General features: G+C 34.8%; 13 protein-coding genes. 5 read left to right on the top strand and 8 right to left on the bottom strand.

Annotated features, from left to right (window positions below):
* Positions 1–19: 19 nt before the first annotated feature.
* The 4 genes from ABID42_RS16860 to ABID42_RS16845 all read right to left on the bottom strand — a co-directional run bounded on the left by ABID42_RS16860 (position 20) and on the right by ABID42_RS16845 (position 6,936).
* Positions 20–1,681: a RagB/SusD family nutrient uptake outer membrane protein gene (locus ABID42_RS16860; protein ID WP_367284672.1), complete on the bottom strand. Its 1,662-nt coding sequence runs from the start codon at positions 1,679–1,681 to the stop codon at positions 20–22.
* A gap of 11 nt (positions 1,682–1,692) precedes the next feature.
* Positions 1,693–5,124 carry a SusC/RagA family TonB-linked outer membrane protein gene (locus ABID42_RS16855; RefSeq protein WP_367284671.1) on the bottom strand — a complete coding sequence of 1,144 codons (3,432 nt, stop codon included), beginning with the start codon at positions 5,122–5,124 and terminating at the stop codon, positions 1,693–1,695.
* Between the two features lie 91 nt (positions 5,125–5,215).
* Positions 5,216–6,211, bottom strand: a complete 996-nt coding sequence (locus ABID42_RS16850) for a FecR family protein (RefSeq protein ID WP_367284670.1) — start codon at positions 6,209–6,211, stop codon at positions 5,216–5,218.
* Positions 6,212–6,270: 59 nt separating this feature from the next.
* On the bottom strand, positions 6,271–6,936 hold the full coding sequence (locus ABID42_RS16845; RefSeq protein WP_367284669.1) for an RNA polymerase sigma-70 factor: 666 nt from the start codon (positions 6,934–6,936) through the stop codon (positions 6,271–6,273).
* A 906-nt stretch (positions 6,937–7,842) separates the two neighbouring features.
* Here ABID42_RS16845 and ABID42_RS16840 point away from each other — a divergent pair.
* The 5 genes from ABID42_RS16840 to ABID42_RS16820 all read left to right on the top strand — a co-directional run bounded on the left by ABID42_RS16840 (position 7,843) and on the right by ABID42_RS16820 (position 17,002).
* On the top strand, positions 7,843–8,475 hold the full coding sequence (locus ABID42_RS16840) for an RNA polymerase sigma factor (RefSeq protein ID WP_367284668.1): 633 nt from the start codon (positions 7,843–7,845) through the stop codon (positions 8,473–8,475).
* Positions 8,476–8,630: 155 nt separating this feature from the next.
* Positions 8,631–9,623, top strand: a complete 993-nt coding sequence (locus ABID42_RS16835) for a FecR family protein (protein WP_367284667.1) — start codon at positions 8,631–8,633, stop codon at positions 9,621–9,623.
* 221 nt (positions 9,624–9,844) lie between these two features.
* A complete protein-coding gene (locus ABID42_RS16830) occupies positions 9,845–13,276 on the top strand; it encodes a SusC/RagA family TonB-linked outer membrane protein (protein ID WP_367284666.1) in 3,432 nt (1,143 codons plus the stop codon).
* 32 nt (positions 13,277–13,308) lie between these two features.
* Positions 13,309–14,931 carry a RagB/SusD family nutrient uptake outer membrane protein gene (locus ABID42_RS16825; RefSeq protein WP_367284665.1) on the top strand — a complete coding sequence of 541 codons (1,623 nt, stop codon included), beginning with the start codon at positions 13,309–13,311 and terminating at the stop codon, positions 14,929–14,931.
* 145 nt (positions 14,932–15,076) lie between these two features.
* On the top strand, positions 15,077–17,002 hold the full coding sequence (locus ABID42_RS16820) for a heparinase II/III domain-containing protein (RefSeq protein ID WP_367284664.1): 1,926 nt from the start codon (positions 15,077–15,079) through the stop codon (positions 17,000–17,002).
* 857 nt (positions 17,003–17,859) lie between these two features.
* Here the strand turns inward: ABID42_RS16820 and ABID42_RS16815 are convergent.
* Genes ABID42_RS16815 through ABID42_RS16800 form a run of 4 tightly spaced genes read right to left on the bottom strand, consistent with a single transcriptional unit; the run spans position 17,860 to position 23,835 of the window.
* The gene (locus ABID42_RS16815; RefSeq protein WP_367284663.1) at positions 17,860–19,212 is read right to left on the bottom strand and encodes a DUF3526 domain-containing protein; all 1,353 of its coding nucleotides are present in this window, start codon (positions 19,210–19,212) and stop codon (positions 17,860–17,862) included.
* A gap of 1 nt (position 19,213) precedes the next feature.
* Positions 19,214–20,662 carry an ABC transporter permease gene (locus ABID42_RS16810; RefSeq protein ID WP_367284662.1) on the bottom strand — a complete coding sequence of 483 codons (1,449 nt, stop codon included), beginning with the start codon at positions 20,660–20,662 and terminating at the stop codon, positions 19,214–19,216.
* A gap of 6 nt (positions 20,663–20,668) precedes the next feature.
* On the bottom strand, positions 20,669–23,119 hold the full coding sequence (locus ABID42_RS16805; protein ID WP_367284661.1) for a TonB-dependent receptor domain-containing protein: 2,451 nt from the start codon (positions 23,117–23,119) through the stop codon (positions 20,669–20,671).
* 20 nt (positions 23,120–23,139) lie between these two features.
* Positions 23,140–23,835 carry an ABC transporter ATP-binding protein gene (locus tag ABID42_RS16800; RefSeq protein ID WP_367284660.1) on the bottom strand — a complete coding sequence of 232 codons (696 nt, stop codon included), beginning with the start codon at positions 23,833–23,835 and terminating at the stop codon, positions 23,140–23,142.
* Positions 23,836–24,063: the final 228 nt, after the last annotated feature.

The following is a 24,063-nucleotide window of genomic DNA, read 5'->3' as shown; positions in this document are numbered from 1 at the left end:
TTAATATTTTGCTTAACACTTACCACCCACTATTTTGAATCAAAATGCCTTTACTTTTATAAATTTCAGAGCGAGGAATTGGGTAACGGTGCATATAATCTAAATACACTTTTTGCATACTTGCAGGCAATAGCTCACGAGTATATGTGAATGTTCCATTTGGATTTCGCACAACATTCATTCCGTACATGGGTTGAGCCACAATTTCAGGTCCAACTTTCCAACGCATAATATCGTACCATCTAAAATCTTCAAATGCTAATTCAACGGCTCTTTCATTTCTGATGCGTTGACGCATTTGGTCTTTTGTTAAACCTGTTGGCAAAGGAGGCATAGCGACGCTCGTCCTTGCCCTAATTTGGTTGATAGCTGCATAGACACTTGCATCAGGCCCTGTTGCCTCATTTTGTGCTTCGGCATAATTCAATAATATTTCGGCGTATCTGAAGAAAACAAAATTGAGGAGTGCTGTTCCTGTTACATTTCTAACATAAGGTTCTGGCCACATTTTGCGACAATAATACCTTGTAGCTGTATAAGTAACATTTCCTGACAAGTAATCTTTCCCACCACTCCACATTTCCATTTTCCTGCCTTGCCAAGGTAAATCATTATATAATACGTTGGCCGCCAAACGTGGGTCACGATTAGCATAAGGAAGTTGAGGGTTATAACCAGAAGTTGGGTCAGCAATTGGTTTTCCTGTCGTTTTCATTTCATATAAATCCACATGATTTTGTGTAGGATTTAATTGTCCTTGCGCACCACCCGAACCCGGAGACATGGCATAATCTAATAAAAAACCATCAATAGCTCTTGGACCACGCACTTTTATCATGATGTATTCTGGCGATGATGGTACATTCAAAATATCTGCATAGGTAGCTTGCAAAGAATAGGCATTTAAATCCATCACCGTTTTCGCTGCTACCGCTGCTTTTTGCCATTTTGTTAAATCGTTGGATTCATTATTTAGTTTACTTGCTGCAAATAATAGTAATCTTGAACGTAGTGCCATTGAAGCACCCAAAGTGGCACGACCAACATTTGAAAGGTTATATTCTGTAGGTAAAAGCTTATCTGCATTATCTAAATCCTTCAAAATGAAGTTTACACATTCTTCATAGGTATTTCTCGGAAAATCAATATTTTCATTTACATCGTAAACCCTATCTGCAATAGGAACTCCACCAAAGCGTTTTATCAATTCAAAATACAAAAATGCACGAATGAAGTACATTTCTCCTTTGATTCTTTCGGGGGATTGGTTGACAGTCCAAGGCACATTATCAATCACAGAAAGCATTTTATTGGTAACTCTAATACCCGCATAACTTCTTGCCCAAATATCACCAATATCATTTAGCGAAGCCCCTCCCCTTTCATAATGGTCATGATATGTCCCATTGGTTAATGTTCTGATTGATACTTCGTTATTTCCAGAAACTGCTTCGTCGGCTGCTTGTCCAGTAATACCTCTATGAGTATTAAAACGAGCATATTCATCTACCAAATGATTATAGGCATTATCGGCAAATTGCGCTGCTAAAATGGGGTCTGAAAAGATTTTTTCTTCAGTAAGGTTTACGCTGGGTGCTCTATCCAGAAAATCGTCGTTGCAAGAAACGAGTGTCAACATTCCTAAAATGAGTGTACAAATTTTATATCTTAAATCTTTCATGGCTAGTTTTTTTACAATTGGACGTTAACCCCAACATTGAAAATACGAGGTGTTGGATAGATAGATTGTTTCGAAAAATCTGTATTCGACAAGTTGATATTTTCGGGGTCGAGATACATTTTATATTTTGTCCATGTATAAAGGTTTTGTCCCGAAACAAACACTCTTAATCCACTTACTTTTTGCTTTAATATTGCCTGAGGAACATTCCACGAAAGTTCAATATTCCTTAGTTTCAAATAAGAGGCATCCTGTAAAATAAAATCGTTTAGTCGATAACTAATGTAGGCATTTCCTCTTGAATGTAAAGCTGGCCAAGTAGCAGTTGAAGCCGTTTCTGGCGTCCATCTTCCTTGTTGAAATTCATACATTTGCTGCCCATTATTTTGTTCAGATAAAATAACATCTGAACTCACATTACGTACTCCTTGCAATAAAATCGACAAAGTAATGCCTCTATAACCAATATTTGGAGCAAAACTATAAATGTACTCTGGCGTTCTTGAATAGCCAATCGGTGCCACATCATCAGCATCAATTTTACCATCGTTATTATAATCTTTATATTTTAAATCACCCGGAATTACCTTTCCTAAAGTATTGACTGGAGAATTACTGATGTCTTCTTGCGATTTATAAAAACCATCAGTTACAAAACCGAAAAACTGCCCAACAGGTTTTCCTTCTTGTTTTAAATAGTCAGGTCGTCCAGGAGGTTCATCACGACTAATAATTTTGTTGCGAGCAAAAGAAAGCTGAGTGATAAGCCCATAAGTTACTGGACCATTCCTGTGCTGATAATTCAATTCTATTTCATAACCTTTATTATACACTTTACCAATATTCAAAGCTGGATATGTAAGTCCATAGGTTTGTAAACCTGAAGAACGATTGGTTAAAATATCTACTCTGTTTTCATCAAAAATATCTACTGTAGCGTTCAAAGCATTATTAAATAAATTTGCTTCAAAACCAATATTTCTTTTTGTTCCCTTTTCCCAAGTAACATCTGGGTTTCCGAATGATGTTGGCACTACAACTTGATAATTTACCAAAGAAGTTGGCAAACCAAATTGTACACCCGTTCCCGGTCTGGAATATGCCGGATCTGTTGAAATTCCACCTGTGATTACCGAATAATTATTTAAGAATAAAAATCTTGAATTCAATTTATCATTCCCGACAACTCCATAAGAACCTCTGATTTTAAGGTTTGAAATCCATGATATATCTTTCAAAAAGTTTTCGTTACTTAATGTCCAACCTGCCGAAACAGCAGGGAAAAAACCATATTGTTTGCCAATAGCAAATTGTTCTGAACCATTGTAAGCTGCATTAAATTCAGCAAAGTATTTTCGATTATAATTATAGGTTATTCTACTAACTACACCTTGTGAGGCTCTGGGCGGAGCATTCAAGCCAGTGCCTTGTTCATTTATTACTTGACGAGTAAAAAGAGCAAGCCCAGTAACATTATGTTTATTGAAACTCCTATCATAATTTAAACCTGTTTGAAGATTTGAAGTAATTAATCCACTGTAAGACGTAATCAAACCGCTCAAAGGTTCATCCCTTGGTCTATCGGGCGACAATGATATTGCTTTCGTTTTTCTATCTACCACGTAAGCCGCCCAAGTAGCATTTCTTCTGACGATATTGGAGAAATAAGAATCATACCCAAATACGATTTTGATAGATAATCCCTTTGTAAGTGCATCTAATTTATAGTTTAAATTGAAAGTACTTTCAAGTGTATTACTTTCATCATCACGTGTTCCCCAGCGAGTAATTACTGCTAATGGATTCCAGATATTTGTTCCTACATTTGGGTTTTGTGCGATTTGCCCGTCGGGAGTCATTACTGGATATGCAAACGAAGGCGTTTGTAAAACCCTTGAAATCATAGCCTCGATATTATCGTAAGAAAATGAAGAAGAAGCTAATCCAGCAGGTTGGTAACGCTCTCCTAATTTTCCACCCAAACGTACACCTACTTGCAGATTTTTACTTAATGAAAAATCTATATTTGAACGAAAATTATAGCGTGAATAAGAAGGAGTTGAGCTAAAACCATAAGGAGAATCCAACTTTTTAAAAATACCATCTTCAAACAAATAACCCACAGAAACAAAGTACTTTACGATTTTAGTACCGCCACTAATATTGATATTGTGTTGCGTTTGTGAGTAAGATTTTCTCGTTAAATAATCGAACCAATTTATATCTGGATAACCATAAGGGTCTGAACCATCTTTGAATTTTTGTAATTCATCGGCTGTCCAAGTTTCGGCTAAGCCATCGTTTCGGTTAGCCTCATTTATCAAAAAGGCGTTATCATAGGCGTTCATTGCTTTAGGAATTCCAGTGTAAGTTTGTAAACTAATATTACCGCTATAGTTTATACGTGGCTTTCCTTCTTGACCACTTTTGGTCGTAATTACAATTACTCCGTTAGCTCCTTTTATCCCAAAAACAGCCGTTGAGGCAGCATCTTTCAATACCGAAATGGTTTCTATTTCGTTTGGGTCAATATCACCAAATCCTGAACGTTCTACGCCATCTACCACCACAATTGCTGCATTATTATTGTAAGTAGCTGAACCTCTAATCGTGATTAATGCTTCGTTATTCCCGGGCTGTCCACTTCTTTGAACAGCTGATAGGCCTGTCAGCCGACCCACTAAACTATTGGTAACGTTTGAATTGGGAGATTTAAGAATCTCTTTGCCTGTTACTGTTGTGATTGCTCCTGTTACTGATACTTTTTTTTGCGTTCCAAATCCAATCACAACAACTTCTTCCAAAGCTTTTGCACTTGACTGTAGCGTAACATTCAATTCAGAACGGCTACCAACAGAAACTTCACGCCTTTCATATCCTAAATAACTGAAAATCAATATTGTATTTTTTTCAGGAACGTTCAAAACATATTCTCCATTTGCATTCGTCATTGTTCCCTGTCTAGCGTTTTTTAGCATAATGTTTACGCCAAGTAAAGCCTCTCCCGTTTTTTCATCTGATACTTTTCCTTTCACCATTATTCCCGACTCAGTAGCATCAAGAATGTTATTTTTGGCGGGTGTGTTTACTGCTAGTTTTACTTCAACAGACGCATCTGTTTCGGTTGGAACAACGACACTTGAACTATTGATTTCTTTATTGATGGTATTAGTTTTTTCTACTTCATTTTGCGTTATTAAGTACGTATCTTTTCTTAGTTTTTTGAAACTTAATCCAGTTTTTTGTAAGACAATCGTTAAGTTTTTTTCAATTGATATTTTAGGGTTAAAAGGCTCTGCATTTTTGTTGGCAACGGCTTTGTCTTCAAATACAATTTCAACTTTATAATATTTTTGAAGCTCCAATAGAATACTTTTTAAGTTGGAAGGGGTCTTTTTATTAACTGCTGGTTGAGTCTGTACTTCATAAGCAAATACCTGCATAAATTTAGACAAAGGAAATAGCGATATCATAAAGACTATCACAGTCCATCGCTTAAAAAATAGTACTTTTATTTTCATTATCTTGAGATTATTATTTGTTTGTCAACACTTTCCCTTGTTCTGTTTCAATAATTTTCAGACTAAGTACTTCAGAGAAAACCTGTAGTAATTCGTCGGCAGATTGGGCTTTAAATGTTCCACTAATTGTTCTTGAGGCGATTTCTTCATTTAAAATAATGTATTCTACTCCAAAATTTTCGTTCAATAGCGCTACAATTTCTCTGACAGAAGTACCATTAAAAACAAAGCGTTGTGTTTTCCAAGCCGAGTAAGCTTGCGGTTCAGGCGTTTTCTCTAAGGCTATTTTACCTTGTTGATTAAGCGTCACTAAATCACCGGGTTTCATTAATAATTGTTCTATTTTTGAGCCAGAAGCATAATCTATTCTAATTTTACCTCTATTTAAAACTACTTTAGTGCCTCTTTTTCGGGCAAAAACAGAAAACTCTGTCCCTAATACTTCAATCTGAAATTGGTCTGACGTTTTCACGATAAAACGTTTATTATCAAACGTATGCGTCACTGAAAACTCTGCTTCACCTTGCAAGGTTACTTCTCTAACTCCATTATCAAAACCCCAACGTGGCACTTTTAAAATTGAATTGGCATTTAACGAAACATGACTCCCGTCTTCTAACAAAAAAGAAGACACTTCTGCATAATTTGTTTTGTAGGTTTTAAAAAGAATATAGTCTTTCATTAGCCAAACGCTTCCAATTATCACCAGTACCGATGCAGCAATGGCCAAAATACTACTGAAAGTATTTGTTTTACTTTGCTTAGAAGGAATAACCATTTGGCTATCATCCGATACCGAACTATCCATCTTATTAATAAGCTTATGAAATGCGCCCTGAGTATTTGGCGTAAACTGAGGTGAACGTAATTCCCATTCTAGTAGCCATTCGTGAAATATTTCAATATTTTCAGGAGTACAAAGCCATTCTTCCACTGCCTGATTTTCAAGTGCTGTGGCTCTCCCAGATAAATATTCAAAAACGATATACTTGGTAATTGATGTGTTCATAGTATTGATTTTTCAGATATTACGATTAAGACTTTTAAAATGAAAAAAGCCCTTATCGCTTAATAAAAAATAGGTATTAATACAGATAGTAGCCAATCTTTATGCAAAGCACTCCTTAAAAACTTAAGCGCTTTTGACATGTGAACCTCTACTGTACGAGGTGAAATATTAAGTTCATCTGCGATTTCTTGGTATCGTTTATTTTCAAATCTATTCAATAAAAATACCTTCTGACATTGGTTGGGCAATTGACCAATCACTTCGTTAACACGCATGAAAAGCTGATTAAAATGCACTTCGGCATCAGGAAGTGGCATACTATTTTTAAGCGTATTCTCTGTATTGGCATCCATCAAATCATTTTTGCCAAACTCTTTTTTAAGATGAGAAAACGCCTCATTTCTCACCGCTGTAAAAAGATAGCTTACAAAAGATGTTTTTATATTTAAATGAGCTTCTGTTTTATAGAACTGATAGAAAACCTCACTTACTAAATCTTCCGCTATTTGCTTTGAATACACAAATCGAACAGCATGACTACAAAGTGGGGCATAATATTTTTGAAAAAGAAGTTCAAACGCCTTTCGAGAGTCTTCCTCAAAAGCATTCCTTAACATGGTATCAAAACTGATGATTTTCATAGAATTATTACTTTCCTTCGAAAAAATCGGTTTTAATGCCTTTCTGTCTATTCCATTCTGCTTTATGAGTAAAGGTTTCGCCATTGATTTGTCTATAATAATTTTAATATTTTTTATTCTTTTGTTAAGACTATAATTAGTATTTTTCCCCTTACTCTAATTTTGTATTTTTTTAAAATTTATTTTATCTACCTTATTTTCATACAACTGTATGCTTATTTGTAACTATAATTATAATATTTATAAATATAGTTCAAACAACTATAAAAAAAGAATGTTCTGATGGAAGATACGATTCGCTTGGCAAAGCCCTTGATACAAAAAATAGCTAATTTAATAGATAACTATCTATAGATGAAGAAAGGATACGCTAGGGTTATAAATAGATGCTTTAACAAAAAGCTGGTTTAGAAGTTGCTCCTGCCAGAGGCAGAAAAGGTGGTCTTCGCCAAGGCATGGCTAAAGAAGCAGAACAAAAAAGCAATATTAGTCGAAACTTATTATAAAGAAGGCAAAATGCGTGTAAACCAATTTGACTTAGAAATCGGTGTTTATAAAATGACGCTTTATAAATATTTGAGATATCCGAAAGTGGAAATCAGCAGCTATGACAAAACTATTAATTTAGTTTGAAAAGTAAGATTTTCAGTAAAATCTTACAAGAACCTCTTGTTAAGTATTCGTTCCTTTTTTGATATTGTTCGATATAATAATTATATGTCAAAAAAACACATTATTTTTTTTGAAAACGGACATTTTTTGTAACTATTCTGAGAGAATAAAACAGAGATTCCAAATCTTTTTAAATCTTACTTTCAAGCTACTTTCTAAGTATTTTTATACTATTAATTATTTTTATACAGTATTTTTTAAAATAATCTTACTTTAGGTTCGTAAGCTGTTATTTTGAAGCTTCTTTTTGAAGATTATCGTGACAGAAAATAGTTTATTGTTAATACTTATCCAATTAGAATAAATAGGAAACTCTTCGTGACTAACGCAAGAATAAATATTACAAAAAATCAAAAGCTGACCAAAGAGCAAGAAACTTTGCTATGGAAAGACTTAATCAACGGAGATAAAAAAGCTTTTGAAAGTCTCTATAAGCATTTTTTTAAAGCGTTGATAAATTACGGCTATAGAATTACGCCAGATGAAAATCTGATTGAAGATTCTATCCAAGAAGTATTTATCTATCTTTGGAACAATAAATCTCGTCTTACTGAAGTAAATGAGGTAAAGTTCTATTTATTTCGTTCGCTGAAAAATAGAATTATTAGAGATTTGCAGAAAGACATTTTCGATAAATCCGAAAATATTGATACTTATCTTGATTTTTTAATAAGTCTTTCAGAAGAACAAAAAACCATTGATTCTGAAAATGACAATGCAGAATTAAATGCTTTGAAAAAAGCAATTGAACATCTTCCACAACGCCAGCAAGAAGTTATAAACTTAAAATATTATCATGATTTTAGTCTTGAGCAAATCGCTCAACTAATGGAAATGAATAGACAATCTGTCAGTAACCTTCTTTTCCGTTCTTATGCATCTTTAAGAGCAATTCTTAAAAACTGGGTAATGATGTTATTTTTTTTAAAATATTTTCTGTTAGGTGAGTAATTCATCTGCAACTTCGTATCTGTATTGATAAAGCACACTATAGCTATATCAAGATGGAATATAATTTTTTTCAGACCAAAGATTTCATACAAGAGGATTCATTTATTAAATGGGTGAAGTATGGTGAAAATGACTCATTTTGGCTTGAATTTCAGTTGAATTATCCTGAAAAATCTCAAATGATTGAAGAGGCTATTCGCTTTATTAGACAAGTTGATGAAGTTGAAAGCCAAAAATTTCCTAATATTGACCAATCAAAGGTATGGACAATCATCAATGAAAATATTGATGAACAAGAGCATTTCACGCATGAAGTTCCATCTCATAATATCTTCTTAAATTGGCGTATCCTCAATTGGGTAGCTGCGGCGCTTCTTGTTATTGGTTTAGGATTTGGCATTTGGTATCCAATCAATGATAAAGAAGTAAGTTATCAAGACTTAATTGCGACTGCTGAAAAACAAAATATTTTAATCGAAAAGATAAATCACTCTACAAATCCACTTGTAGTAAAGCTTGAAGATGGTAGCGTAATTACTTTAGCAAAGAATGCTAAATTGAGCTACCCTCAGCACTTTGATACACAAAAAAGACAAGTATTTTTAAGTGGGGAAGCTTTTTTTGAAATTACTAAAAACCCCAATAAACCCTTTTATGTTTATGCTAATGAAGTCGTAACCAAAGTATTAGGAACCAGCTTCATCATTAAAGCTTTTGAAAATGCTCCACGCATTTTTGTGACGGTGAAAACTGGACGAGTTTCAGTCTTTCATCAACATAAAATAAGCTTAACCGACCCAGAAGAAAAAGGATTAATTATTACACCAAATCAACAAGCTATTTTTTCAAGAAAAGAAGAACGCTTAGAAAAAACATTAAGCGAAAACCCTATTCTCATTCAAAATTTATCGGAAATAAGGGTTCAAAGCTTTGAAGACAGACCTGTCGCAGAAGTATTGAAGGTAATAGAAAAAGCTTATGGCATCACTATTATTTATGATGAGGAAGTCCTTTCACATTGTATCATCACGACTACTCTCACGGATGAATCTTTATTTAATAAACTAGACATCATGTGCAAAACGATTGGCGCCAGCTACAAAGTGGTTGATGCACAGGTGGTTATACAGTCTAATGGTTGTCAGTAATTTCAACAATAATTAGCTTAATTAAGAAATCTCTTTAACATTTTAAACACAAACTATGGTTTAAACCCAGCTTACTTAATGTAAAAATCGGGGAAAAGTGCGGCAACACCTAACCCCGATAATCTTAGCCATTGCAGGGAAAGCAATGGCATGCTAACGCTTTTAAAAAAACACTCAAAACTATGACAAAAAGTCGTACAAAACAAAAGATTTTCTCAATTATGAAAATCAACTTCATTCAACTGGTCATTGCAGGAATCTTAGCAGGAAATGCTTGTGCAACACCAGTAAAAGCCCAAGAACAATTACAAAAAAAAGTGACGCTCTCACTTAAAAAAAGTAATTTCCGTACATTACTAAAAACGATAGAGCGTCAAACGGACGTTTTCTTTTCGTTTCAAAAAGATTTATTATCTAATAATGAATTGATAACGGTAGAAATCAAGAATGAGAAACTGGAAGATGTACTCAAAAAAGTCTTGATTCCAAGAAGTATAGCTTACGAAACAGTGGGAGATCGACAAATTATCCTGACTCGAACCAAAAATACAGGCTATCAAGAAATACCGATGACTCAACCTCTAAAATTTCCTGAAGCTGAAAGTAATAACATACTTGGTGAAATATCAGTTTCAGGTGTTGTTACAGACGAAAATGGACAAGGCTTGCCAGGAGTTAATATTGCTATCAAAGGGACAAACAGAGGTGTTAATTCAACTGCCAATGGAAGTTTTAAAATTTCCGTACCAAATACAGATGCAGTTTTGATCTTTTCTTTTGTTGGTTATATTAGTCAAGAAATAGAGGTTGGAAGCAAAAATACCATTAATGTTTCTTTAAAAACTGATGATAGAGCTTTGGACGAAGTTGTGGTAGTTGGTTACGGAACCCAGAAAAAGGCAAATTTAACAGGTGCTGTTTCGACCATTGACTCTAAGTTAATTGAAAATAGACCCGTTTCTAATGTGGCAAATGCTTTACAAGGCGTAGCTTCTGGTTTAATAGTTACACGTGGTTCTGGTCAACCTGGAAACGAAGGTATTGGTATTCAGATTCGTGGTGCTACTTCTGCTAATGGTAACGTTGACCCTTTAATTTTAGTAGATGGGGTAACGGTATCAAGTTTTACTCTTCAAACATTAAACCCTAACGATATTGAAAGTATTAGTGTATTAAAAGATGCTGCTGCCGCTGCCATTTATGGTGCTCAAGCTGCTGGTGGAGTACTGTTAATTACTACAAAGAAAGGTAAATCAGGCAAAACAATTTTTGAATATTCTAATCAAATAGGTGTTGATTGGGCATTGAATGTACCAGAACGGCTATCACTTTTAGACGAAGCTGAGTATGCCAACCTTGCCAGAAAAAATGCTAAAACTGCTCCTGAATATACTGAAGAAGACCTTCAAAGAATAAGAGATGGCATTCCTTATGTAGTTAACCCATCCGACACAACAAGGTATATTTTTTACAATCAAGAAAATCAGATAAATAGTGTTGTAAGAAAATATACCCCAATGCAAACCCATAATTTTTCAGCAAAAGGTGGAACAGAAAAAACTAATTATTTAGTTTCTTTTGGCTATTATGGAAAACAAGGATTATTCAAAGTTGGTCCTGATAGACTAGACAGATATAATCTTCGTGTAAACTTAGGTTCTCAATTAACAAAACATATTTCATTAGATTCAAGAATTGCTTATTCTTTACAAAGCCAACAAGCGTCGTCTGTAGGAACTGATGGAGAAGGTTTGGTGTATCAAATTTATCGTTTGAGAACACGATTCCCAATTTTTACTCCAGAAGGCAGATTAAATGGTGGAGCAGGTTCTTCATCTAATAATTCTTATGCCTTGCTCAAAGAAGGAGGTTATAATAATGTTGATAGAAACTTCTTTGACGGAGTATTTACATTGGCAGCCAAAGAATTAGTTAAAGGATTGAATATTAGAACAGTACTGGGTCAACAATATCGCTTTAGTGATAGACGCCGTTTTGCTCGTCAAGTAGAACTTTGGGGACGCTTTGCTCCTATTTTCTACCTTAATAATCCTAATCAATATGCCATCACTTCTGAATTTACAAGAAATACCAATATTCAGTTTTTAACAGATTATGATTTAACGATTGGCAAAAGTAAATTTCACGTATTAGGGGGTTACCAATGGGAAGATAGCAGATTCACTTCTACTGCAACTACATCGAATTCATTGGTAAATAATGATCAACCAACGTTAAATCTTGGAGATGATAAAACAAAAGCGAATAGTGAAACGATTAACACTTTTGCTTTCCAGTCATTTTTTGGAAGATTCAACTATAATTATGATGATAAATACCTCTTTGAAGCAACATTCAGAATGGACGAGAGTTCACGCCTTGCACCGGGGCTAAGAAACAAGTTCTTCCCTTCAGCTTCTATAGGTTGGAACATGCAAAGAGAACCGTGGTTTAGTAAAGCGGTACCTTTATTTTCTGAATTTAAATTAAGGGGTTCGTGGGGACAACTAGGTAATGCACTTGGTATTGGCTACTACGACTACTTAAATCTCTTAAACAGGGGTTCAAACCTAGTATTAGGTGGCGTAGAATCAAGAACATCTTACTTTTCGCAAAGCGTAGTTCCATCTTCTGACCTTTCGTGGGAAACAATTGAAACGTCAAATTTTGGTTTAGATATGGGTCTTGTTAAGAACAAACTACAAATCAGTGGTGATTATTATATCAAATACAATCGCAATATGCTAACACCGCTTCAATTGCCAGCGACATTTGGAGTAGGTACTCCTAGAATTAACAATGGAGAGTTAAAGTCGTGGGGATGGGAAGTTGAAGTAAAATTCAGAGATAAAATCGGAGAAAGTTTTAATTATAATATAGGGCTGAATATATCAGACAACCAAAATAAATTGATTAGTTATGCTGGACGAAGAGTAGTAGGTGCAGGAACTGTGGCACTTTTAGAAGGCTATCCGCTCAATAGTATTTGGGGCTATAAAACTGCTGGTTATTTTCAAACAGATGATGAAGTAAAAGCAAGTGCTTTTCAAGACAGTAGAACTGGCGCTGGTGATGTTAGATTTGTCGATCAAAATGGAGATGCAAAAATAAATGTAGGAAAGGGTTCGCCAGACGATTCTGGAGATTTAGTCTATTTAGGTACAGACCAACCTCGTTATGTTTTTGGCTTTAATATTGGTTTTCAATACAAAGGTTTTGATTTCTCTGCCTTTATTCAAGGAGTAGGCAAACGTTCATTCTTGGCAAATAGCGAAGCTATTGAACCGCTCGCTCAAGCGTGGAAACAACCTTTAGCAATCCACAAAGATTATTGGACGCCTGAAAATCAAGATGCAACTTTCCCTCGCCCATATCTACAAGGGGGCTTCAGGTATTTACCGTCTGATAAATGGATGATAAATGGACAATACGCAAGGTTAAAAAATATTCAAATTGGGTATTCTTTACCTGAAAAATGGATAAAGAAAATTAAGGTTTCAAGAGCAAGAGTCTTTGTTTCTGGACAAGACATCCTGTCTTTTACTCGCTTAGGAGCCTTCAATAATTACTTTAATCCAGAACAACGAAATGGTGCTCAGAACGACTATCCATTCTTTGGAACAGCTACTGCTGGTTTGAATCTAAGTTTTTGATGTTATCAATTTGTTTATTTAAAAGAAAGAGCATGAAAAAGATTTTAAAATACATAATAGTTACTTCAACACTTTTGATGAGTGTTACAGCTTGCGATGTTGACAGAATTCCTGAAACACAGCTAAGTGACCCCGCCTTTTGGAAAACCGAAAGAGATTTACAAGGTGCAGCCAATTTTTTATATACTTTCCTTCCGGGATTGCCCAATACTGACGATAACTGGTCAGATAATACTTATGCAAGAGCCCCAAATACGATAAGCGACGGTAGCAGAATTGCACCAGCTACTGATGGAAATTATAACAGTCCTTACCAACTTATAAGGGCAGCAAATAATATCATTGAGAAAGCTCCAAGAGCACTTGCAAATGGAGTGTCTGCTAATGTGGTAGATCGTTATATCGCAGAAGCAAGGTTTTTTAGGGCTTGGGCTTACTTCTCTTTAGTACAAAAATATGGTAGTGTACCCCTAATTTTAGAAGTATTAGAAGAAACCTCAGCAGAATTGCAAGCAGCTGCTAGTCCAAGAGCTGCAATAATTGATGCAATTTATCAAGATTTGGATTTTGCAAGCCAAAAGCTTCAAACACCAACTCAGCTTGGAGTGACTAATTACGGTCGAATTTCAAAAACGGCAGCTTTAGCTTTCAAGGCAAGAGTAGCTTTGTACGAAGGAACACGTGCAAAATTCCATAGTGATGGTGATTTTAAAACACATCTAAATTTGGCTTTGGTGGCTTCAAAGGCAGTAATTGATAGTAAAGAACATAGTTTATACAGCGATTATTATGCTTTGTTCCAATTGGCAGGTGAAGGAAGGCAAAACCGAGAAAACATTCTAGTAAAACAATATGGCGTTAGTACTTCAGATATTGTTTTAACACACAATGCCGCTAGGACTTTAGAGAACGGCGGTGCTAGTCCGACGAAAAGCCTAGTGGATGATTATTTAATGACTGATGGATTGAGTATTACGAAATCTCCTTTGTACAAAGCACCTGTTTTATCAACCGATGTTTTTACAAACAGAGATGAAAGATTGGCAGCAACAATTATGAAAAAGGGAGATCCTTATATTGGAACACAACCTATTTTTAATGTAGCAATTTTGTCTTTCCAGTTGACAGGCTTCATGTCTCGCAAATATATCAATATTGATGATTGGGGCGTTCAGCGTTCTAATATTGATGGGATGTTGATACGCTATGCAGAAATTTTACTGACTTATGCAGAAGCAAAATATGAATTAGAAGATGGTATTTCTGATGCCGATTTAGATCTAACAATTAATTTATTGCGTACCAGAGCCAAAGTTGCCAAATTAACCAATGCTTTAGTTACTGCGAATGGACTAAGTATGCGCAATGAAATTCGTCGTGAAAGACGAGTCGAACTTGCTTTGGAAGGTTTTAGATACTGGGATTTAATCCGCTGGAAAACAGCAGAAATTGAATTGGTAAAGCCAGTTTTAGGAAATTACTTTTTCAAATCTGAATTCGGAACAGCAGCGGCTGTAAAGCTAACACCTGATAATTTCTTATTAGTTCAAGAGGCAACTTTCAGAAAATTCGACCCTGCAAAAGATTATCTATGGCCACTTCCTGTTAACGAAATTGGGCTAAATCCATCTCTCAAACAAAACCAAGGTTGGTAAAACCTATGTTTTATTCCCTTCCTAATATTCATTTAGGGAGGGCTTTTTTTTCTACATATTATTTCTGCATAGATTTTAGGTACAAATAAGAAAATAATCCCGAATATTAGCTCGTAAAAAGTTTATAAACTTTAAATCATTAACGATGAAAATTTTAAAACTAACAGTGATTTTGATGATACTCCATTATGGAATATTTGCCCAAATTACCCTCAGAAATATTTTTGAAAAACAATATTCGCTTGAGTATGTCAAGAAAAATCTTACTCCGCTTAGTGAATGGAATCCATATCCCAAAACGGCTAGCGAATGGAAAACTGCTGTGCCAGATTCTATTTTGACAATATTAGTAAAAGAAGGAGAAAAAGCTTTGACTTATAAATTTGAACCCATTTCAGCTTCTACTTCATTGGATTTTGTTCGTTCTGGAGATCGTGAAAGACATAGCAAAATTTCTTTTGGAAAGAGAAATATACTTATTCAACTCATTTTAGCCGAAAGTGTTGAAGACAAAGGCCGGTTTACGGAAGCTATTTTAAATGGTATTTGGTCTATTTGTGAAGAAAGTTATTGGGGTGTTCCTGCTCATATTGGTGGCACAGGTTTACCCAATGTTGAAAACCCTATTGTAGATTTATTCTCAGCAGAAACGGCTTCTGTATTAGGGATGGCAGATTATTTTATGGGTGAAAAGCTTGATAAAATAAACAAGCTGATTCGTAAACGCATTTATTATGAAACCGATAGACGTATTTTTACTCCTTTACAAAAAAATAGTGATAAATACGGTTGGATGAGTAAAACCAAGCCTGTGAATAATTGGAATCCTTGGATTATGTCGAATTGGATTTTAAGCAATCTTTTGTTAGAGAAAAATGAAACTCGCAGAGCAGAAATGCTTTATGGTGCAATGGTAGGTTTAGATGCTTACCTGAACAGTTTGGGCGAAGATGGTGGTTGTGACGAAGGACCAAGCTACTGGTTTGCAGCGGGTGGAAGCGTATATGATTGTTTGGAATTATTAGAGAAGTCAACGAACAATGCTGTCAAAATTTATCAAAATCAATTGATACAAAAAATGGCTTCCTATGTATATAAAACGCATATTAGTAAAGACTACTTTGTGAATTTTGCCGATGCAGACCCTAAACTTCGTCCAGATGGCTTAATGCTTTATCGATTTGGTAAAGCGTTGAATGATGATAAAATGATTCAATTTGGCAAATGGGCTTTTGATGCCTTTCCTAATTATAAAACAGATGGTTTTCAACGAATGAGGAGAGTGGAAAATTTACTAACGATTCAAAAAATTGACAAAAGCCCAAGTTCATATCAAGCGGTAAGAGATGCCTATGTAAGTGATATCCAAGTACTCACAGCCAGAGCAAGTAATGGTTTATTTTTGGCAACACATGGCGGTCATAATGAAGAAAGCCATAATCATAATGATGTCGGAGATTTTATTATTTATCTCAACGGACAGCCCATGATTGTGGATGCAGGAAGAGGAAACTATACTGCACGTACTTTCTCTAGTCATCGCTATGAGCTTTGGTTTACTCAGTCCGAATACCATAATTTACCCATTATTAATGGATTTGGTCAGAAAGCAGGAAGAGTATTTGAAGCTAAAAATGTTAAAAGTATTACGAATGAGAAAGAAGCCAGCTTATTCATGAACATCGCAACAGCTTATCCTTCAGAAGCAGGAGTGCTTAATTGGGAAAGAAATGTAAAACTAAACCGAGAAAAAAATCAGGTTGAGTTGACAGATGTTTATGAATTATCGGCACAGCCCAAATCTTTACAACAAGTATTTATGAGTATTTGCGAGGTAGATATTTCAGAAAAAGGAAAGGTGAAATTAACAGGAGAAAATAATGCTAAATTGACATTACAATACGATGCCTCACTTTGGACTGTCACTACAGATAAACCATCGACAGAAGGCATGGAATATGAAAGCTTTAAAACTAAATGGAATAATCATCAAGTAACTAGGGTTTTACTAACAAAAAAAGCTTTATCAAACAAAGGTAAATATCAATTCAATTTTGTTGTTGCTCATTAAATATTTTATTCCATCTAAATGCCTAAATTGGGCTTATTAAATCAAAACCCTATCCACTTTTACAGAAATGATAAAAATGGATAGGGTTTCAGGAATAACGTGAAGATACTTAAATCCTAATTCAGCTTCTCTTTACTGATATAATTATTTAATTATCAATAAAATAATCCCGAAAAAGTGTCAATATTGGCAATTTTAGAGGTTTTCTGTATTTTGTTTCTGCTAGAAAACCTTAAATACACTTAGAAAAAGTTAACTCTAAGGGATTTTCAGAGAAAGATGCAAAAGTATTTCAAACTATTAAAGTGGTTTATGAGCAACAGAAACATCTTTTTGAAGTACCTGTAGCAAAGATTAATGACCGCATAGTAAGCATCTTCAAATCTTATATTAGACCTAATTGTCAGAGAAAAGTAGAATAAACATCTAGAATACGGAATCAAGGTTCACATCAATCAAGTGGTAGGTATGAATATCATTGAATATGCAATTTATAACGCTTTTAATGAGTGTAAAAACTGAAAGATAGTGCAGTAAGAAACGAGATAATGATTGGAAAATGTACTCATGTAGCCACAGATGGGATTTATCCAATCAATGAAAAAAACCGTACCTTTTAAGAGAGCATAGTATCCAACATAATTTCTTTATAAAAGGTAGGGGAAAAGATGATATAGCAAACAAGCAAATGAAAGGTATCCTCAATAAAGAAAGACACGTCTGGAATCGGACCGCCTAAGCAGGAAGTTTTGGTACAGAGAAAGAACATTATTTACTTCGTAAAATAAATATTATGTGCCAAAAAATAATGAAATGACTCAATCACTGAATTACTTCAATCTAGTCATTCTGAACAACTATAATTTATTAATACTCTTCCTAAAATTTACCCAACCAAATCCTCCAAAAAGTAGGCTAAAAACTATTAATGACAGATACGTTTGTAAGCTTCCGTTTGTGCGTTGATTCTTGAAAGTTTCCACTTTAAATTTCCCCCAATTTTCACTATTTACTGGTACTTCACTGAATATTTTGGGATAAAAATACAACTTCATTTTTTCATGAAATTTGCTCGTTTCATCCAGAAATTGTATTTGGTTGCTCAAACCTGCTTGTGCAATCTCGTTAAGTTGCATTTGTGTATGAATTGTTGGAATAAACCGTGCAATGCTATTACTTGCATTATTACGTTCTATCAGTTTTTCTTTGAAAGCAGTAGCCTGAGTACTAGCGTCTTCGTCTCCCATTTGTTGCATGGCATAATACCACAACCAACTAAATTCTTTATCTGGCAAAGGAAACTTTTTAAACTGAGGATAGCGTGCGTAAAACTTGTTCATTGTCATCGTTTTGTCCATATCCCATTTTTCATGATAGCCTTTTCGTTGCTTTACTGTTGTTGCCAATGCTTCTGGAACTGGATATTTATTCACTAGATAATTATTGAGCGATGCAGGCAAAATAATGATAAGTGCAATCCAGATTGATAGTAAAATAACAGCATTTGCATTAGAGTTTTTCTGTAATGATGCTACCCAAAAGCTGACACCAAACCAAAAAAAGATGTACAAAATTGCCAGACCAACAAATGCCCAAAAGGTATTTGTGAGTGGGATATGCAAAAAAGGAATCGCTAAAAATAGTACGAGCAACAGTACGGAAATTACTGTTACAAATCGGACAAAAAATAGTTGGAAGACATATAAAAACAAGTTTTTGCTCTGAATAGCCACAATTCGCCAAGTGCCACTTTCTTTTTCTTCCGAAATAATATTGTAAGTAAAAGCAATGATTATTAATGGAAACAGGAAGATGAGTACAAAACTAAAGTCAATATTTCCCAACAAAAGATTCGTCGGATTATTCAAATCTGCATCATATTTCTGTGCTTCTAGTCCTCTGATGGTAAGGCTTTGAATAGATGAATTGACATCTCGCTGACCAATCGACAAACCATTGATGGGCAATGTTTCGTTAACGAAGGCAAACTTCAAATAATACAATAATAGCCCTATTTCATCTTTGTGATAATTGACATTTCTGGCAATGTATTCTTTTTGATACCTTGCTGTTTCAATAATATTTTGCTGTTGCTTTTCTATAAATTGTTTGCCCACAAAAAGGCTGACAATTCCTGCAATAAGTAAAAAGCTTAAACCAATTTTTACGCTATTTGACCGTATAAAATTCTTGAATGCTAAGACTATCATATTAAATTGCTTTTAGGGTTTTAGACAGTATTCTGATAAAAAATAATAGTAGCCCTATCCAAAAAATAAAGGCAAAAATGGAAATGATTTCATGGCTAAAAACCGTACTTACTCCCGAAGCTTGATATTCAAACTCGTGCATTTCTGCCCAATGTTTTTTATCAATGGTATGAGATTTTTCACCAACCGAAGGCTTTTTATTACTGATATATTTTATCTGTAATTCATTCATTTGTTGAGCCATTTCGTAACGATAATGCTCCGCTTGCTCCTGAAAATTGATGTATGAAGCAAAATCGGTACTTGTCAATGCCATCGACAAGTTTTTAATTGCCATAAATGGATTCAAAAATGCCATTGCCTTCGAAAAACTATTTTGTTTGTCGTAAATTTTTAGCAGTCCTTCTAAATGATGGTTATAAATATTGGCACTGATTTTTTCGCCTTCTGCCATCACAAAACCGCTGTAATTGAAGGGCAACTTTTGGACAGAATCAATTTTATAAACAGTTAAAAGTGAATCTTTCAAGCTTTTGTAATGTGGGTCATCAGGATTGTGACTATCGCCTTCTTTCAAAATGTCATTTTCAATTTCAGCATTGAATTTTGCTTTTGACGGAGCAGTATAAATGTAAGCTCCCAAAGCCTGCGAACCTCTTGGAATGACAATCGTCAACATCAACCAGATTCCAATCAATGAAGTAAGAGCCGTTTTTGAACTTTTACTAATGGCGGAAACCAAAACAGCGATGACACAAAAAATGACTAAATAGACAAAATAAACCAGTATAATCAAGAGTAAACGGATACTTTCGTCTATTGAAATATTCATATTTTGGAGTAACGACCAAAGTAGAATTGTAGCAATAATAATCGGAATAAAAAGTATCATTACTACGCTAATAATGCCAAGACTTTTGCCGATTATTAATGCTTTCCAGCTTACTCCTTGGCTCAATAGTATTTTGAGCGTTCCGTTTTCTCGTTCATAAGCAATACTGCTAAAGCCCAAAAAGAAAATCAGCAAAGGCAATAAAACCTGTAAAATCATCGCAATACTGATTTCACCAAATCGCAACATTCCTGTTGAAAAACCAGCTTCTGAGAAATTGACGGTGTTTTGTTTATGAGCTTCCAGAAAAATGGTATTGCCCAAGAAGCTTTCCATTCCAAAATCAAAAACACTCAGTGGAGCTTTTGGGCGAAAAGCAAAATGCCCGAAATGTGCCATTCGGTGGGGATGTTTGTCGGGATTACTCAACCAATCTTTTCGGGCTTGTTCTTGGTATTTTGCTCGTATTTCGTTTTGTTTTTGAAAATTTATCCAACCGGAAAAAGCCGCATAAATCAGCAGTAAACCTATAAAAACCGTCAGCATAAATACTGCCTTATTTCTGAAAGCAGTATTTCTAAAATGCTTGGCGATAAGAATTTCTGTATGTGAAAACATATTTTCTTAAAATTTGTACGTCAATGTAAGTGTCATATTTCTTGGTGCAGCAGGGAATAAACGCAAGTAATTTTGCGCTCCAAGCCAATAGGTTGTATCAAAAATATTCGCAATATTCAAGGCTACTTGTACATTGCTGTTGTTTGGCGTGTAATAAAGTGCTGCATCAAAAGTGGTAAAAGCAGGTACTTCAAATGCACGAGTAAACCACGGAATTTTACTGCTTTGATGTTGTATTCCCAGACCAATGCCAAGGTCTTTAAATGAAGAAATACTTTGGAAATTATAGCGAGTCCAGACATTAAAGCTGTTTTTTGGCGTATTTTGCTTTCTTGCTCCAATCAAAGATTCGTCATTGTCTTTCACAATAACGGCATCAATGTAACTATATGAGGCATTAATTTGCCAATTTGGCATAATATAGCCCGCAATGTCCCATTCAATTCCACGGCTTCTTTCAGCTCCACGAGTAACCAATAAATCTGGATTTGTTGCATCGTTGGCATTCATCAAAATATTTTTCTGATTGATTTCGTAGAAGGCAACATTCAATCTTACTCGATTATTGAACAAATCGGTTTTAATTCCCAACTCTTTTAAATCACTTTTAAGTGGGTCGAATTGGCTACCCGCAGGTAATGAACCCGTTTGTGGCATCAGCGTTACAGTATTAGATTGTGGCTGAAAACCTTCCAGATAAGTACCATAAACATTAATAGATTTATTGACAGAATAAGTCAAACCGACTCTAGGTAACAATACTGTTTTTTCTACCGTCAAAGGATTATTGGCTTTGTAATTGGTAATATCTTTAAACCATTCGTTTCGTAAACTGAAGAGTAAAGTAAATTTATTCCATTGTAATTGTTCTTGAATATAAATGGCATTGGTTGTGGTTAAAGCTGGAGGCAAAGCAGTACGAACGTTCAATGTATAATCTTCAACATTGCGAATGGTATAAGTTGGATTCGCCAAGTCGAAGTGATTTACGTTAGGTTTGGGCAATACTTTTCCACCAACTGTAATCGTCTGGTAATTGGCGGCATTGGCTAACACAAAGGAACTTGCCACAGAACCGTCTTTCAACAAATAACCACGAGCCGCATTTTGTCCGCCACCTTTCAATTTTTGCCAACTATTCAAATCGTAACCAACCAATAATTTATGACTGGCTTTTCCTGTTTTAAAATCAAAATTGAAATAACTATTTAGGTTGTCGATATTCCAATATTGCTGGCGCTGAATGAATTGCATTGCCGCCAAGCTTGTTACAGGCTGATTATTAATATCTACTGCAAAAGCGTTGGTAGTGCGGTGTTCTTGTAAATTTTCTGTCCAAGATTGTTTCATGTAAGAAGTATTGAAACCAATATTTTGGCTAAACTTATGTGCAATATTTCCCATAATAATTACTTCTTTAGATTTGAAAAAATCGTTTGGAGCACCCAAATTCAAGCTTGTTGGCGTACTGTTCAAATCCGTTTTACCAGCAGTTGCGCCAAAAATTGGCTGACCTCTGTCCAGATTTCCCGTCATATTACTAAAAATCAATTCAGCATTAATGGCGGTTTTGTTATTAGGAATATAACTGAATGAAGGAGAAACTAAGACCGACTTATTTCCGACCAAATCTCTGAAAGAACGAGCTTCCTGATAAGCTGCATTGACACGGTATAATAATGTTTTTGTATCATTCAATGGTCCCGTAAAGTCTAACGTTCCTCTGAAAGTACTAAAACTTCCTACACTCATGCTTACTTCTTTTCTATCAATTGACAAAGGTTTTTTGGTAACCAAATTGATGCTTCCACCCGGATCAACCGATGAAAACGTAGCACTGGCTGGCCCTTTAATTACTTCTACCCTTTCAATATTTGTCGTAAGTGGTTGTAAGAAATAATACTGACGAGTACGCATTCCGTTGATAATTTGTCCTTCTTCATTCTGACTAATTCCTCTAATAGAATATTGATTATAATAACTTGAAGGAATGACGCCACTCGCTATTTTTACTGCATCTGCCAAGTAAAAAGCTTGTCGGTCGGCAATGAGTTCTTTGGTAACTGTTGAAATAGATTGTGGAATGTCTTTATTCAAAGCAGATATTCTGGTAGCCGAAAAAGAGTATTCGCTGTTATAATCTTTGGCTACTCTTCCCAATACTTCTACGGTTTGTAATTCTTTGTTTTCTGGATTTAACTCAATTTTCAAAAAAGCACCATTTGCTTTTACTTGATAGCTTTTGTACCCAATCGAAGAAATTTTAAGTGTTCCTTTTCCTACAATTTCAAAATTTCCCTCAGCATCTGTTAAAGTGCCTTTGTTGGTATTTAGTAATTGGATATTTACTCCTTTTATTTTTTCTCCAGTCGTGGCGTCGCTTACTTTTCCTTTAGTGGTTTGAGCTTGTAAATAAATAGAGGTTAATACAGATAAGATGGTAAAAAAGTATTTCATAATATTTTGTGTGTTAGGTTTTATACCGTTTGCAAATACAATTGTTCTAATTCGTTGGCTGAAATATCTTTGGCATTAATCACCGAAACCAAATTGCCTTCTTTCATTATTCCGATGCGATGTGCTACTTCTTTGGCACGGAAAATATCATGCGTTGCCATCAAAATTGCCGTTCCGTTGTTAGAAAGTTCTTTCAAGATTTCTGAGAATTCGTTCGAAGCTTTTGGGTCTAAACCAGAAGTAGGTTCATCCAAGAGCAAAGCTTTAGCATTTTTGGCAATGGCGATTGCAATACCCACTTTTTGGCGCATTCCTTTTGAATATCCTCCTAAATTTTGCTGATGAGCAGTTTCTTGAAGCCCGGCTTTACTCAAAAAAGCACTGAGTTCCTTTTTTGAATAGGAAAAGCCTGCCAACGAACTAAAAAATTCAAGGTTTTCGATGCCTGTTAAGTTTGGATAAAGCATTACCGTTTCAGGTATATACGCTAAATATTGTTTGGTTTCAAGTACATTATCACTTACAGAAATATTATTGATGGAAACTGTTCCTTCACTTGGTTCTATAAAGCCCAAGAACAAATTAATGGTTGTAGTTTTACCCGCTCCGTTTTGTCCTAACAAGGCGAAAATTTCACCTTCATTAATAGTTAAATTCAAACAGTTGAGTGCTATTTGATTATCATATCTTTTTGTTAAATTTTTAGCTGTTAACATGTCTATTGACTTTTTTTATATTTGCAACAATATTGCAAATATAGGACAACCTGTTTTATTTGCAATGTTGTTGCAAATAAAATTTATTAAGATATTCCCAATACTGATTTAATTTTATCCAATATTTCAGTCTTTAAATCAGTTTAAGATTAGAGAGATTTTTAGCTATTCTTAGCTCCGTTTCAAGTATAATTTTAGCTCGTTGTAGGAAATTTGCATTAAGTCTGG

Source organism: Arcicella rosea (genome assembly GCF_040543805.1).
GTDB lineage: Bacteria > Bacteroidota > Bacteroidia > Cytophagales > Spirosomataceae > Arcicella > Arcicella rosea.
The sequence above is the reverse complement of the archived record's forward strand: the minus strand, read 5'-3'. Positions and strand labels throughout refer to the sequence as shown.